13 protein-coding genes and 1 pseudogene are annotated in these 13,965 nt (G+C 75.9%); 11 read left to right on the forward strand and 3 right to left on the reverse strand.

Annotated elements, in window-relative coordinates:
- Nucleotides 1-460, reverse strand: a pseudogene (locus ACH9D2_RS15795) (bifunctional 3'-5' exonuclease/DNA polymerase); the annotation flags it as partial.
- Nucleotides 461-603: 143 nt separating this feature from the next.
- On the opposite strand from ACH9D2_RS15795, the gene ssd reads away from it, so the two are divergent.
- From ssd to ACH9D2_RS15830, 7 genes are all read left to right on the forward strand, one after another.
- Entirely contained in the window at nt 604-1,686 is a 1,083-nt protein-coding gene (gene ssd, locus ACH9D2_RS15800; RefSeq protein ID WP_396363775.1) for a septum site-determining protein Ssd, read from the forward strand.
- Nucleotides 1,683-2,912, forward strand: a complete 1,230-nt coding sequence (locus ACH9D2_RS15805; RefSeq protein ID WP_396363776.1) for a TadA family conjugal transfer-associated ATPase — start codon at nt 1,683-1,685, stop codon at nt 2,910-2,912. Before ssd ends, ACH9D2_RS15805 begins: the two co-directional genes overlap by 4 nt.
- The gene (locus ACH9D2_RS15810) at nt 2,909-3,661 is read left to right on the forward strand and encodes a type II secretion system F family protein (protein WP_396363777.1); all 753 of its coding nucleotides are present in this window, start codon (nt 2,909-2,911) and stop codon (nt 3,659-3,661) included. Before ACH9D2_RS15805 ends, ACH9D2_RS15810 begins: the two co-directional genes overlap by 4 nt.
- Complete coding sequence (locus tag ACH9D2_RS15815) at nt 3,658-4,224, forward strand: type II secretion system F family protein (RefSeq protein WP_396363778.1); 567 nt, start codon at nt 3,658-3,660, stop codon at nt 4,222-4,224. Before ACH9D2_RS15810 ends, ACH9D2_RS15815 begins: the two co-directional genes overlap by 4 nt.
- A 227-nt stretch (nt 4,225-4,451) precedes the next feature.
- Nucleotides 4,452-4,751: a DUF4244 domain-containing protein gene (locus tag ACH9D2_RS15820; protein ID WP_396363779.1), complete on the forward strand. Its 300-nt coding sequence runs from the start codon at nt 4,452-4,454 to the stop codon at nt 4,749-4,751.
- Nucleotides 4,752-5,025: 274 nt separating this feature from the next.
- On the forward strand, nt 5,026-5,343 hold the full coding sequence (locus ACH9D2_RS15825; RefSeq protein WP_396363780.1) for a TadE family type IV pilus minor pilin: 318 nt from the start codon (nt 5,026-5,028) through the stop codon (nt 5,341-5,343).
- Nucleotides 5,336-5,761, forward strand: coding sequence for an Rv3654c family TadE-like protein (locus ACH9D2_RS15830; RefSeq protein ID WP_396363781.1), 426 nt, complete (start codon nt 5,336-5,338; stop codon nt 5,759-5,761). The genes ACH9D2_RS15825 and ACH9D2_RS15830 overlap by 8 nt, the downstream gene beginning before the upstream one ends.
- Nucleotides 5,762-5,784: 23 nt before the next feature.
- On the opposite strand, the gene ACH9D2_RS15835 is transcribed toward ACH9D2_RS15830, so the two are convergent.
- Both ACH9D2_RS15835 and ACH9D2_RS15840 read right to left on the reverse strand, forming a co-directional pair.
- Entirely contained in the window at nt 5,785-8,127 is a 2,343-nt protein-coding gene (locus ACH9D2_RS15835) for a DEAD/DEAH box helicase (protein ID WP_396363782.1), read from the reverse strand.
- A gap of 44 nt (nt 8,128-8,171) precedes the next feature.
- Nucleotides 8,172-9,971, reverse strand: a complete 1,800-nt coding sequence (locus tag ACH9D2_RS15840; RefSeq protein WP_396363783.1) for an alpha,alpha-phosphotrehalase — start codon at nt 9,969-9,971, stop codon at nt 8,172-8,174.
- A 252-nt stretch (nt 9,972-10,223) separates the two neighbouring features.
- Here ACH9D2_RS15840 and ACH9D2_RS15845 point away from each other — a divergent pair, with 252 nt between their 5' ends.
- The 4 genes from ACH9D2_RS15845 (at nt 10,224) to ACH9D2_RS15860 (ending at nt 13,909) form a co-directional block, all read left to right on the forward strand.
- Entirely contained in the window at nt 10,224-11,009 is a 786-nt protein-coding gene (locus ACH9D2_RS15845) for a DeoR family transcriptional regulator (RefSeq protein WP_396363784.1), read from the forward strand.
- Nucleotides 11,006-12,142: a galactose-1-phosphate uridylyltransferase gene (gene galT / locus ACH9D2_RS15850; protein ID WP_396363785.1), complete on the forward strand. Its 1,137-nt coding sequence runs from the start codon at nt 11,006-11,008 to the stop codon at nt 12,140-12,142. The genes ACH9D2_RS15845 and galT overlap by 4 nt, the downstream gene beginning before the upstream one ends.
- Nucleotides 12,139-13,380 (forward strand): galactokinase, encoded by a 1,242-nt coding sequence (gene galK / locus ACH9D2_RS15855; RefSeq protein ID WP_396363786.1) that lies wholly within the window; start codon nt 12,139-12,141, stop codon nt 13,378-13,380. Before galT ends, galK begins: the two co-directional genes overlap by 4 nt.
- 76 nt (nt 13,381-13,456) lie before the next feature.
- Nucleotides 13,457-13,909 (forward strand): pyridoxamine 5'-phosphate oxidase family protein, encoded by a 453-nt coding sequence (locus ACH9D2_RS15860; protein WP_396363787.1) that lies wholly within the window; start codon nt 13,457-13,459, stop codon nt 13,907-13,909.
- Nucleotides 13,910-13,965: the final 56 nt, after the last annotated feature.

Here is a 13,965-nt window from a genome sequence, read left to right on the forward strand (position 1 = left end):
GCTCGGCGACCAGCTCGGCCGTGCCGGGGCCCGTGGCACGGGGGAGGTCGAACAGGCTCGACTGGTCCTGGGCGGGGGACGGCGGGGGCAGCAGCCCGGGCGCCTCGTCGGCGGGCAGCGGCGCCAGCACCGGTTCGTAGGGCAGCGGGCCCTCGGCGCCCGACCCGTGGGCGGTGGCGGCGGTGGCGAGGATCGCCTGGCACAGCCGCAGGTCGTGGCAGCGCTCCACCCGGGTGCCGGCGGCCAGCAGCTGCGGATAGACCGCGCCCGTGCGCTCCCAGGTCCAGCGCGGCGGGGTGGACCCGTCCCGCCGGGCGGTCTCCTCGCGATCGGCGACGAACGCGGCCAGCTCCCCGGCGGGCACGTCGATCCCGGGCCCGTCCGGGGCGCCGGAGCCCGTCAGGACCTGGACCCGGTGCCCGTCCCGGCCGTCCTGCGCTGGTCCCACCACGATGTGCATCCGCCCATTGTCCTGCACGGGTCCGTCACGCTAGGCCGGTGCCCGGACTGCACACGCCACCGGGCCCGTCGGAACCCGGTCCCCCGTCCACACCGGACCCACCGTCGGGACGGACCGGTCCCGGCCGCCCCGACAGTGGGGCCATGAGCACAGCCGCCCACCGCCCCGCCCCGGCCCCTCCGTTGCCCGCCTCCGCGGCCCGCGCGCGCACCGTGCGGCTCGTCAGCGAGGACGCCGGGCTGCGCGCCACGGTCGAGCGCGTCTGTGCCGCCGCCGGTGCCGACCTGCTGGCCGACCCGCCCGGTGCGGCGGCGGGCACGAGCGCGGACACCGACCTCGTGGACGTGCGCCACGCCGTGCGGGGCCGGGTCCGGCCGGGCACGGTGCTCGTGGGGCGGCCCGAGGACCCGGGGATCTGGGACCGTGCTGCCGACCTCGGCGGCTGCGCCGTGGCCGTGCTGCCGGACGCCGCCGGGTGGCTCGCCGACCTGCTCACCGCCGGTCCCGGCGGCCCGGCCGGCGCCGGCGGCACGGGCCGGGTGCTGGGCGTGCTCGGCGCCGTGGGCGGGGCCGGGACCTCCACGCTGGCGTGCTGGCTCGCCGACCGGGCCGCGCACGAGGACCGGCCGGCCGCCCTCGTGGACGGGGACCGCGCAGGCTGCGGCATCGACGTCCTGCTGGGCCTCGAGGCTCAGGACGGTCTGCGCTGGCCGGACCTCCTCCGGATCGGCGGGACGGTGCACGCCGAGCAGCTGTGGCCGGCCATGGTCCGGACGGGGCAGCTGCGCTGGCTCTCCTGGGACCGCTCCCTGCCGGACGGGGCCGCCGCTCCCTACGCCGCCGTGCTCGAGGCGCTGCGCCGGGCGGCGTCCCTCGTCGTCGTGGACCTGGGCCGGGCGGGGCCCGGCACGGCCGACACCGCGGCCCTGTGCGACGAGGTCCTCGTGCTGACGCCCCGGACGGTGCGCGGCGTGCTGGCCGCGCGGTGGGCCGCGGGTCTCCTGACGGGCGCCACGGCCCGTCTGGTACCGGCCGGGCTCAACGTGGCCGACCTCGACGACGCCCTCGCCGCCGCCACGACCGGGCTGCCGGTCGCCGGCTCCGTGCGCTTCCACGGCGCGGTGCCGGAGGCCGCCGAGACGGGCCGTCTGCTCGAGGCGGGCCGCTCCCGCCGGCTCGCCCGGGACGTGACGGGTCTGCTCGAGGCCGTGGGGGCGCTCCGGTGAGCGCCGCGCTCCCCGGGCTGCCGGCCGCTTCACCGGCCGCCCTCCCGGCGGCTCTGCCGGCCGCCCTGCTGGACGACGTGCGGGACCGGCTGCTGGCGGCACCCGGGTCGGTCACGGACGCCGACATCGCCGAGGCCGTGCACGCGAGCGGCAGGGTCCTCGGGGCCGCCGGCACCCTGCGCGCCGTGCTGGCCGTGCGCGCCGAGCTGACCGGCCTCGGCCCCCTCGAACCGCTGCTGCCGCACCGGGGGCTCACCGACGTCTACGTCAACGGACCCGACCAGGTGTGGCTCGAGACCGAGTCCGGGGTGCGCCGCGTCCCGTCCCCCTTCGGCTCCGACGCCGAGGTGCGTGCCCTGGCCGTGCGCCTCGTCACCGCCGCCGGACGCCGCCTCGACGCCGCCCACCCGTGCGTGGACGTCCAGACGGCCGCCGGCTACCGGGTGCACGCCGTCCTCCCTCCCGTCTCCACGGGAGGAACCCTGCTCTCCGTCCGCTTCCGCAGCACGAGGACCCTGTCCCTGCCGGACCTCGTGGACGCGGGGACCGTCCACCCCGGCACCGCCGAGCTGCTCGTGGGCGCCGTGCGCTCGGGCGCCAGCTTCCTGGTCAGCGGCGCCACCGGGGCGGGGAAGACGACGGTCCTCAACGCCCTGCTCTCCTGCGTCCCGGAGCACGAGCGGATCGTGCTCATCGAGGACGCCGCCGAGCTGCGGCCCGAGCACCCCCACGTGGTCGGCCTCCAGGCGCGCCACGCCAACACCGAGGGCGCGGGCAGCATCGACCTGGCGGAGCTCGTCCGGCAGGCCCTGCGGATGCGGCCCGACCGGCTCGTGGTGGGGGAGTGCCGCGGCGCCGAGGTGCGCGAGCTGCTCACCGCCCTGAACACCGGCCACGCCGGGGCGGGCACCGTGCACGCCAATTCCGCCGAGGCGGTTCCCGCCCGGCTCTCGGCCCTCGGCGCCCTGGCGGGGATGAGCCGGGAGGCCGTCACTCTGCAGGCCGCGAGCGCCCTGGACCTGGTCGTCCACGTGGCCCGCGCGGGCGGGCGCCGCGAGGTGCGGGCCGTGTCCCTGCTCGAGGACCGCGCCGGTGCCCTCGTCACCGTGGCCGCGGCGGTCCGGACCCCCGACGGGGTGCGACACGGCCCCGGCTGGGACGGGCTGTGCGCCTTGCTCGACCGCTCTCCCGGGTCCGGCGAAGAACCCGCGGGAAGACGGCCGTGAGCACGGCACTGGCCATCTGCGCGTGCCTCGCCGGGGGCGCGGCGGTGCTGCTCGGGGGCCCGGTCCACCGCGTCCGGTCGGTCGCGCGGTCGGTCGCCGGCGCGGTTGCCGCGGTCCCGTGGTGGGCCCGGTTCACCCGGGACGCCGCGGCAGAGGCCGCCGAGTGGATCGGGCTGCTGCGCCGGCTCGCGGCGCTGCTGCAGGCGGGCCGTTCCCCCGCGGCCGCCTTCGAGGGCGCGGGTCCCGCCGCGGACCGGGCTCCCCGCACGGGCACCGGCCGGCACATCGAGCTGCTGTGCACGTCCGTGGCGGCCGCCGCCCGGCTGGGGCTGAGCGTCTCGACCGCCCTGGCGGGGGTGCCGGCCCCGGAGCTGGGCCACCGTCCGCTGGAGCGGCGGGCCGTCGCCAGCACGGCCGAGCTCGCACTGTGCTGGGCGGTCTCCGAGCGCACCGGCGCGCCCCTCGCCGCTCTGCTCGGCGGTCTCGCCGACGCCCTCGAGGCGGAGCTGGACGCCGAGGCGGCACGCGGCTCGGCCCTGGCCGGTCCCCGCTCCACCGTCCGGATCCTGACCTGGCTCCCGGTGCTCGGGATCGGGCTGGGCATGCTCATGGGCGTCGACCCGCTGCGCACTCTGCTCACCACGCCGTGGGGGCTGGCCGCCCTCGTGGCCGGTGCGGTGCTCACGTGCCTCGGCCGGATGTGGACGCGCACGCTGATCGGCCGCGCCGAGGCCGTGGGTGCGCGATGACGGCCCTCGCCGCTCCCGCCGTCGGACTGCTCCTGCTGGCCGCCGTGGTGCTGGTCGCGCTCCCGTCCCGCGCCCGGCTCCCGGGGACGCCCCGTCCGGCCTCGGCCCGCCGCCTCCCGCCGGGGCCGCACGTCTCCGCGGGGGTCCTCGTGGAGCTCACCGCCGCCATGCTGGACGCCGGTCTGCCGCTCGGGGAGGCCGTTGCCGTGCTGGGCGGGAGCCGGGAGGACGCCACCGGCGCCGCCCTGGAGGGAGTGGGCTCCCGGTTGCGGCTGGGGCTCCCGTGGCACACGGCGTGGGCCTCGGCGGGAGAGCTGCCCACGCACCTGGCCGACTACCGCGAGGCGCTCGCGTTCACCGCGACCTCCGGGGCGCCATCGGCCCGGAGCCTGCGCTCACAGGCCGCCCAGGTGCGGCGGGCCGCCTACCGGCGGGCCGAGCGGGCCGCGGAGTCGCTGTCCGTCCAGCTCGTCCTGCCACTGGGGCTGTGCTCCCTGCCGGCCTTCGTCTGCTGGGGTGTCCTGCCGGTCGTCCTGGGACTCGTCCCCGAGGTGTTCGGATGACGCGCCGCACCCGGAGCCGCGGGCCCCCGGCCGCCGCGGCAGCGCCCGTTCCCACCGGATCCCGCCCGCCCTCCGGGGCGCAGCCCGGCGCCGCTGCGCCGTCCCTGCCCCCTGGCTCGGCCCGTACTGCTCGTCATGCGCCTGCTCGTCCAGTGCAGCCCGCCCAGTACAGCCCGTCATACGCCTGCTCGTCCTGCACCTGCTCGTCCTGCACCGAAAGGAACGTCATGTCCCAGCACCAGATCACTCAGCCCCGCCCCGTCCGGAAGCGCCGCAGCCTCCCGGGGCTCGACCCGGGCGTCGGCACCGGGGGCCGCCCCGCCGCGCCGTCCGCCCGCGGGACCACCGGGGCCCCGCCCCGCCCGCTCGCCCGGTCCGGGGACGCGGACCTCGGCGCGACCACCGTGGAGTACGCCATGGTCGTGCTCGCCGCCGCGGCCTTCGGCGGCGTCATGGCCGCGGTGCTGTCCTCCGGCCAGGTGCGCGAGCTCCTGACCGCGATCATCGAGAAGGCGCTCGGCGTCTGAGCGTCCACCCCGCGGGCGGACCCTTCCCGTCCTGTCCGACCGCCGTCCTGTCCGACCGCCGTCCTGTCCGACCGCCGTCCTGTCCGGCCGCCGTCCCGAGCGGCCACGCGCCACGCCCCGTGAGGAGTCCGCCATGACCGAAGACCGTCCCCGTCCAGGATCCGGTCCCCGTTCCCGACCTCGTCCTCGGTCCCGTCGTCGGCTCCGCCCCCGGTCCCGCCCCGGACCACGACCCGCACCGCCGGACCGCGGCGCCGTCACCGCCGAAACCGCCGTGCTCCTGCCCGCGCTCGTGCTGCTCCTGGCCGTGCTCCTGGCGGCCGCCGCGGCGGGGATGACCCTGATCCGCTACGAGGAGGCGGCCCGGGCCTCCGCCCGGGCTGCCTCCCGCGGCGAGAGCGCCGCCGTGGTCCGCACCACGGCGCTGCGCGTGGCAGGGGAGGACGCCGCCGTCCGCCTGGGCGGGACCGCCGGGACCGCCACGGTCACCGTCACCGGTCCCGCCCCCGGCATCCTCGGGACCTGGGGCGGCTGGGAGCTGCGCGCGGACGCCTCCGCCGCGACGGAGGGAGCCGGTGGGAACGGTGGCTGAGCTCGTCGCGCGAACGGGATCACGGCGGCTCGGCCGCAGCCGTGACCGGGACGGTGACCGGGGGAGCGGCACCGTGCACGCGCTGACCCTCACCCTGGTGCTGGGCGTGCTCCTGCTGACCGTGCTGCTGCTCGCGCAGGCCGGGATCGCGACCCACCGCGCCGGCAAGGCCGCCGACCTCGCGGCGCTCGCCGCCGCCGACACCGCCCGTGGCCTCGTGGCCGGCGATCCGTGCGGCACCGCCGAGCGCGTGGCCCGGGACAACGGGGCGCGGCTCGAGCGGTGCGAGCTCGTGGAGCCCGAGCGCGTCGTCGTCGACGTGCGCACCACTGTGGCCCTCGACGGGCCGCTCGCCCGCTTCGGGGACGCCCGCGGCGTGTCCCGGGCCGGTCCGCCGGAGGCCACCGGTGCTCCGTGAGGCCACCGGTGCGCCGCGCGGACTCAGGCGCGAGGGGCGTCGTGCAGCACCGCGTCGATCAGCCGCACCGCACCGGCCTTGTCCAGCGGGTTGTTGCGGTTGCCGCACTTGGGCGACTGCACGCAGGACGGGCACCCGTGCTCGCACTCGCAGGAGGCGATCGCCTCCCGGGTGGCGCGCAGCCACGCGACCGCCGTGGCGTAGCCGCGCTCCGCGAACCCCGCGCCGCCGGGGTGCCCGTCGTAGACGAAGACCGTGGGCAGCTCCGTGTCGGCGTGCAGGGCGGTGGACAGCCCGCCCACGTCCCACCGGTCGCACGAGGCCACGAGCGGGAGCAGGCCGATCGCGGCGTGCTCGGCCGCGTGCAGGGCCCCGGGGACGTCGGGCTCCTCGATCCCCGCGCCGCTCAGCACGGCACCCGGCACGGTGAACCACACGGACTTCGTGAACAGGTCGCGGGCCTCGAGGTCGAGGGGCTCCTCGCCCAGCACCTCGTTGGAGATCACGGCCTTGCGCTGGAACGAGACCACCTTCGTGGTGACCTGGACCTGGCCGAAGTGGACGGTCACCGGGCCCCAGCGCTCCGAGCGCTCCTCGGCGACCACGCTCACCTGGGTGATGTCCCGTGCCGTGGTGTAGAAGTCGGGGTGCGCCCGCGTCACGGCGGCGACCGAGCCCGCCTCGTCGAGCTCGTCCACGATGTACGTCCGGCCCTGGTGCACGTACACGGCACCCGGATGGGCCTGGTAGTGGGACTGGGGGGAGTCCATCGTGCCGAGCACCGCGCCGGTGCCGGTCTCGATGATCCGGATCGGCCCGCCGCCGTCCGAGCGCAGCGACACCATCCCCGCCGCGGACTCGGGGTGCGTCCAGAACCACCCGCTCGGCCGGCGGCGCAGGTGCCCGCTCGCCACGAGCGAGCCGAGCACCTCCGGGGCGGTGGGCCCGAAGCTGCCGACCTCCTCCGCGCGCAGGGGCTGCTCGGCCGCGGCCGCGCACAGGTGCGGGGCCAGCACGTACGGGTTCGAGGGGTCGAAGACCGTGGCCTCGACGTCCACGTCGAAGATCGCCTCCGGGTGGTTCACGAGGTACGTGTCGAGCGGGTCGTCGCCGGCCACGAACGCCGCCAGGGCCTCCTGCCCGGCCCTCCCCGCCCGGCCGATCTGCTGGAAGAAGGACGCCCGGGTGCCGGGCCATCCCGCCACGACCACGGCGTCCAGCCCGGCCACGTCGATGCCGAGCTCGAGGGCGGACGTGCTGGCGATCCCGAGCAGCCGCCCGTCCCGCAGCGCCTCCTCGAGCTCCCGGCGCTCCTCGGGGAGGAACCCGGAGCGGTAGGCCGCCACCCGGTGGGCCAGCGAGGGATCCACCTCCTCCAGCTGGCGGTGGGCGATCTGGGCGATCGTCTCCGCGCCGCGGCGGGACTTGATGAACGCGATGGTGCGGACCCGGTGCAGCACCAGGTCCGTGAGCATGTCGGCGGTCTCGGCCAAGGCGGTGCGGCGCACCGGGGCGTCGTTCTCGCCGCCGCCGTCCGTCTGCTCGGGCTCCCAGAGCACCACGGTGACCGGCCCGTGCGGGGAGAAGTCCGTGGTCACCGGGGTCACGTCCTCCTCCGGGACGCCGACGAGGCGGGCAAAGGAGGCGTGCGGCTCGAAGGAGGTCGCGGACGCGCCGATGAAGACCGGGTCCGACCCGTACGTGCGGCAGATCCGGCGCAGCCGCCGCATGAGGTTGGCCACGTGCGAGCCGAACACGCCCCGGTACGAGTGGGCCTCGTCCACCACGACGTACTTCAGGCGGCGGAAGAACCGGGACCACCGCGCGTGGTTGGGCAGCACCCCGTAGTGCAGCATGTCGGGGTTGCACAGCACCACGTCGGCGTGGTCCCGGACCCACCGGCGCTCCGCGGGGTCGGTGTCGCCGTCGTAGGTCGCGGCGCGCAGGGTCGGCAGGCCGAGCGCGTCCAGGCCCTTGAGCTGGTCGGCGGCCAGGGCCTTGGTGGGGGACAGGTAGAGGGCCGTGGCCTCGTCCGGGTGGTGGATCGTGCCCGGGTTCGCCAGTGCGGCGATCCGGCCGCGGTGCACGGCGTCGGCCACGGGGGCCTGGTAGGCCAGGGACTTCCCGGACGCGGTCCCCGTGGCGACCACCACGTGCCGGGGGGCCAGCACCGCCTGGACCTGGTGCAGGTACGGCGCGTGCACGCCGAGCCGTTCGTAGGCCGCGACCACGTCCGGGTGGAGGTGCTCGGGCCACGGCGCCGTCACGGCGTCCCGGTCGGGGATCTCCCGGACGTGACGCACCTGCTCCGGCGCGTCGCCGCGGCCGAGCAGGGGGATCAGGGAGTCGTGGTCGGAGGACGGCACCGGTTCATTGTGCCACCGCCGTCCCGGCGGCTCCGCGCCCGGGCTCAGGCCTGCGCCGCTGCGCCCCGCGTCCGCCGGTGGACGCGGGCCTCCCAGGGCCGCAGCAGACCCTCGTCCCCGGGGACGACGACGTCGGCGCGGTTGCCGATCAGCAGCTCGGCGCCGGCCCAGCCGGCGGGGAGCTCGGCGTGGACCTCCTCGCCCGAGACGTTGGCCAGCACCAGCAGCTCCACCTCCCCGAGGCGGCGGGTGAAGGCGTAGACCTGCTCGTGGTGGGGGACCAGCATGGTGAAGTCCCCCAGCGCGACGACGGGCTCGGTGTGCCGCAGCTCGATCAGGCGCCGGTAGTGGTGGAACACCGACCCCGGGTCGGCCCGGGCGGTCTCGGCGTTGACCAGCTGGTGGTCAGGGTTCACCGGGATCCACGGGGTGCCGGTGCTGAAACCGGCGTTCGGGCCGCCGGTCCACTGGACCGGGGTGCGGGCGTTGTCCCGGCTCGACCAGCGCAACCCGGCCAGCACGGTGGCGGGGTCGGCGCCGCCGGCCACGGCGTGGCGGTAGTGGTTGACCGACTCGATGTCGCGGAAGTCCTCGATCGAGTCGAAGGGGGCGTTGGTCATGCCCAGTTCCTCGCCCTGGTAGACGTAGGGCGTGCCGCGGTGCAGGTGCAGCAGGGTGGCCAGGCACGTGGCAGAGGCCACCCGGTGGGCGGGGGAGTCGTCGCCGAAGCGCGAGACCACCCGCGGCTGGTCGTGGTTGTTCCAGTACAGGCTGTTCCAGCCCACCTCCTCAAGGCCCTCCTGCCAGCGGCCGAGCGAGGCCTTCAGGTCGGTGAGCCGCAGGGGACGGGGGTCGAACTTCCCGCCGGGGCCGTGGTCGAGGCCCACGTGCTCGAACTGGAAGACCATGTCCACCTCGGCGCGGGCCGGATCGGTGAACAGCCGGGCCTGCTCCACGGTGACGCCCGGCATCTCGCCCACGGTGAGGAGCTCGGCGTCCCGGTCCGCGAAGACCTCCCGGTGCATCTCCTGGAGGAACTCGTGGATCCGCGGCCCGCAGAGATAGGAGGCCGACCCGTCGCCCCACGGCGTCCCGTCCACGGGCGGGCCGTCGTGCAGGTGGCCGTCGGGGGCGACGTCCTTGCTGATCATGTTGATGACGTCCATCCGGAAGCCGTCCACCCCGCGGTCCAGCCACCAGCGCATCATGGCGTGCACGGCCGCCCGCACCTGAGGGTTCTCCCAGTTGAGGTCCGGCTGCTTGGCGGAGAACAGGTGCAGGTAGTACTCGCCGGAGGCCTCGTCGAGCTCCCAGGTCGAGCCGGAGAAGAAGCTCTGCCAGTTCGTCGGCTCCGCCCCTGGGGCGCCGGGCTCCATGCCCGCCCGCGGGGCCCGCCACCAGTACCAGTCCCGCTTCGGGGAGTCCGGGGAGGACCGGGACTCGAGGAACCAGGGGTGCTCGTCGGAGGTGTGGTTGACCACCAGGTCCATCACCAGCTTCATGCCGCGGGCGTGCACGGCGGCGAGCAGCCGGTCGAACTGCTCGAGGGTGCCGAAGGCCGGGTCGATGTCCTGGTAGTCGCTGATGTCGTAGCCGTTGTCGTCCTGCGGGGACCGGTAGACGGGGGAGAGCCAGACGACGTCCACGCCCAGGTCCTGCAGGTGGTCCAGGTGGGCGATGACGCCCCCCAGGTCGCCGACGCCGTCGCCGTCGGAGTCGGCGAACGAGCGGGGGTAGATCTGGTAGACCACGGCATCGGTCCACCACGCCGGGGCGTCCCCGGCGCCGCTGCCGGTGCCGGGCCGCTGGGCGGTGATGTCCTGCTGCTGGGGATCGGTGCTCATTCGGCTGCTCCTCGGGTGACGCCGCGGACGGACCGGCCGACGGCGGGCGACGGCACGTCTGGACGGCAGTGCCGTTGCCCCGGTGCGACCGGTCTCGGTACCCGACCAGTCTGCTCGAACGGTGTGCTCCGGCGACACCAGGCGCAGGTCAACACTATTCCACAGGCAGTGTGTTCAAATGAACACGAAGCGGGCCGCTGGGGCCCGCGCGTCCTCAGTGCACCGCACCGTCCGCCGAACACGGGAGACACGATGTCCGAGATGCTTCCCGACCGTCGACGGCGGGAGATCCTCGACCGCGTGCGCGCGGCCGGCGCCGTGCGGGTCACCGACCTGGTCGCCGAGCTGGGCGTGTCCGACATGACGGTGCGCCGGGACCTGGACCGACTGGCCCGTGACGGGGAGCTGCAGAAGGTGCACGGCGGGGCCAAACTGCCGGCCGGGTCCTCCGCCGCCGAGCCCGGCTTCACGCACAAGTCCGAGCTGCAGCTGCCGGAGAAGGCGGCCATCGCCGCCGCCGCCGAGGCGATGGTGCGGCCGGGGATGTCCGTCTCGCTGAACTCCGGCACCACCACCTTCGCCCTGGCCCGCGCCCTGCGCCGCGTCTCCGACATCACGGTGGTGACCAACTCCCCGCGCATCGCCGACGTGCTCCAGGACGCGCCGGCCACGGCCCAGACCGTGGTCCTCATCGGCGGGGTCCGCACGCCCTCGGACGCACTGGTGGGCCCGCTGGCCACTGCCGCCCTGCGCACCCTGCACGTGGACCTGTGCTTCCTGGGAGTGCACGGGCTGTCCGAGCGCTACGGGCTGACCACCCCGAACATGATGGAGGCCGAGATCAACCGCCTCTTCCTGGAGCGCTGCGACCGCAGCGTGGTGCTGGCCGACTCCACCAAGTGGGGTCTGTCCGGTCTCCACCGCATCGCCGGTCTCGAGGAGGTCGACACCGTCGTGACCGACGACGGTCTGGACGCCGCAGACCGCGAGACCTTGAGCCAGCACGTCCCCGACCTGCGACCGGAGCCCGTCCGATGACACTGCCGCTGCCCACCGAACGCGCCGGGACCCTGGCGCACCGGACCCACCACCTCGCCGACGGCCGGGAGGCCGTGTTCTTCAGCGACCGCGGCACCCCGCCGGTGGAGCACATCGTGGACCAGCGGCCCCTGGACGCCCGGTCCGGTGGTGGCGAGGTGCGCTTCGACCGGCTGACGGGGGAGTGGGTGGCGGTGGCCGCCCACCGGCAGACGCGGACCCATCTGCCCCCGGCCGACCAGTGCCCGCTGTGCCCCACGACGGGCGGGCGGGAGTCCGAGATCCCCGCGGAGGACTTCGACGTCGTCGTCCTCGAGAACCGCTTCCCGTCGCTGGGGCCGGGGCTGGACGAGCTGCCGGACCCGGGGCAGGTGGGGGAGCGGTCCCTGTGGGGCGCCCCGTCGCCGGCCTACGGGCGGTGCGAGGTGGTGGTGTTCACCCCGGAGCACCAGGGCTCCTTCGCGTCCCTGCCCCCCGAGCGGGCGCGCACGGTGGTGGAGGCCTGGGCCCGGCGCACCGAGGCGCTCTCGGCCATGAACGGGATCCGGCACGTCTTCCCCTTCGAGAACCGGGGCGAGCAGATCGGGGTGACCCTGCACCACCCGCACGGGCAGATCTACGCCTATCCCTACCCCGCCCCGCACGCCGCGCGGCTCGCCGCCCGCTCGAGGGCGCACCTGGCCGGCACCGGCCGGGCCCTGATGGGCGAGGTCCTGGCCGACGAGACCGCCGCCGGGGACCGCATGGTGCTGGCGGGGGAGCACTTCTCCGCCTTCGTGCCCTACGCCGCGCGCTGGCCCCTGGAGGTCCACCTGCTCCCGCACCGCCAGGTCCCGGATCTCGCCGCGCTCACCGGGGCCGAGCGCGACGAGCTCGCGGTCCTCTACCAGGACCTCGTCCGGCGCGTGGACCGGCTCTACGCCACGCCGACCCCCTACATCGCCGCCTGGCACCAGAGCCCGGTCAGCACCGCCGACCGGGAGGCCGGGTGGCTGCACCTGCAGCTCACCAGCCCGCGCCGGGCGGAGGACAAGCTGAAGTTCCTCGCCGGCTCCGAGGCCGCCATGGGGGCGTTCATCAACGACGTCACCGCCGAGCAGACCGCCGCCCGTCTGCGGGAGGCCGCTCGATGAGCCGCCGGCAGGCCGACCGACCGGCCGGGCACGACGACGGCGTCCGGGCCGACGCTCTCGCACGACGCTTCACCGAGGTGTACGGCCGGGCCCCGGACGGGGTGTGGCGGGCTCCGGGGCGGGTGAACCTCATCGGGGAGCACACCGACTACAACGACGGCTACGTGCTGCCCTTCGCGATCGACCGCTCCGCGCTGGTCGCCGTCCGGTTGCGCCGTCCGGACGAGGTGGTGCGCGACGGGGACGGGGCGGCGGCCGCGTCCGACGTCGTCGACCTGGCCTCCACCTACGACCCGGACGGCTCCGGGCTGTCCCGGGCCCGGTTCCGGGTCCCCGGCCTGGCCCCGGGGGCCGTGGCCGGGTGGGGGGCCTATCCGGCCGGTGTCGTGCACGTGCTGGGGAGCCTGGACGGGGTGGAGGTGCCCGGTGTCGAGCTGCTGCTGGACTCGACCGTCCCGGTGGGCGCGGGACTGTCGTCCTCGCACGCCCTGGAGGTCGCCACGATCGTGGCGCTGGACGACCTGCTGGGGCTGGGCCTGGAACGCCCGGCGATGGCGCGGCTGACGCAGCGGGCGGAGAACGAGTTCGTCGGGGCCCCGACCGGGATCATGGACCAGTCGGCCTCGCTGCTGGGCCGGGCAGGGGCCGCGCTGTTCCTGGACTGCCGCACCCAGGAGAGCGAGCTCGTGCCGCTGCCGGTGGCCGAGCACGGACTCACCGTCCTGGTCGTCGACACGGGAGTCGCCCACTCCCACGCCGACGGCGGCTACGGCGCCCGGCGCGCCTCCTGCGAGCGCGGGGCCGCCGCCCTCGGGGTGGCCTCCCTGCGCGACGTCCCGGAGCAGGCGGACCTGTCGGCTCTGGACGGGGAGACCGTCCGCCGGGTCCGGCACGTGCTGAGCGAGAACCGCCGGGTGCTGGAGGCCGTCGAGCGGCTGCGGGCCGGCGACGTCCGGGGCGTCGGGAACCTGCTGGCCGCCTCCCACGCGTCGTTGCGCGACGACTACGAGGTCTCGTGCCCCGAGCTGGACCTCGCCGTGGACACCGCGCTGGCCGCAGGAGCCGTGGGGGCGCGGATGACCGGGGGCGGCTTCGGCGGCTCCGCGATCGCCCTGGTGCCCGCCGCGCAGGGGGAGCAGGTCCGGAGCGCCGTCGCGGAGGCCTTCGCGGCAGGGGGCCACCGGGCGCCGGACGTCTTCGCCGTCGTGCCCGGGGAGGGCGCCGGCCGGGTGCGGTGACGGGCTCGGCCCGGTGCCGCCGGTCACGAACATGACTCGGGTCACGTCCGCGGAGGCCGCGTGCCAGAATGACCGCATGAGCAACCCCATGAACATCTCCGGGCACAACCCCGACAAGGAGGCCCGGGCGCACCGGCCGCCGGTCACGGAGCTGTCCCCGGAGCAGTGCTGGGAGCACCTCTACAGCGCGCGCTTCGGCCGGATCGCCACCATGGACGGCGACGAGATCGAGATCACCCCGATCAACCTCGTGGCCGACGACGAGAAGATCTACTTCCGCACGGCCAAGGGCACCAAGCTGCTGCACCTGGTGCTCAACGAGCACGTCGCCGTGCAGGTCGACCAGGCGCAGGGCGGGGAGGCGTGGTCCGTGATCGTGCGCGGCACGGCCCGTCAGCTGACCGACCCGGAGGAGACCGCCCGGGTGGACGAGCTGCCGCTGCGGCCGTGGGTCGAGACCACCAAGCTCGAGTACGTCGAGGTGGTCCCCACGAAGGTCACCGGCCGCGTGTTCCACCTGGGCCACTGACCCGGAGCCTCCGACTGCCCACCCCGGCGTCCCGCCCGGCGCCGGGGGCCCCGCCG

This window comes from Kocuria rhizosphaericola (assembly GCF_044462205.1).
GTDB classification, from domain to species: domain Bacteria; phylum Actinomycetota; class Actinomycetes; order Actinomycetales; family Micrococcaceae; genus Kocuria; species Kocuria rhizosphaericola.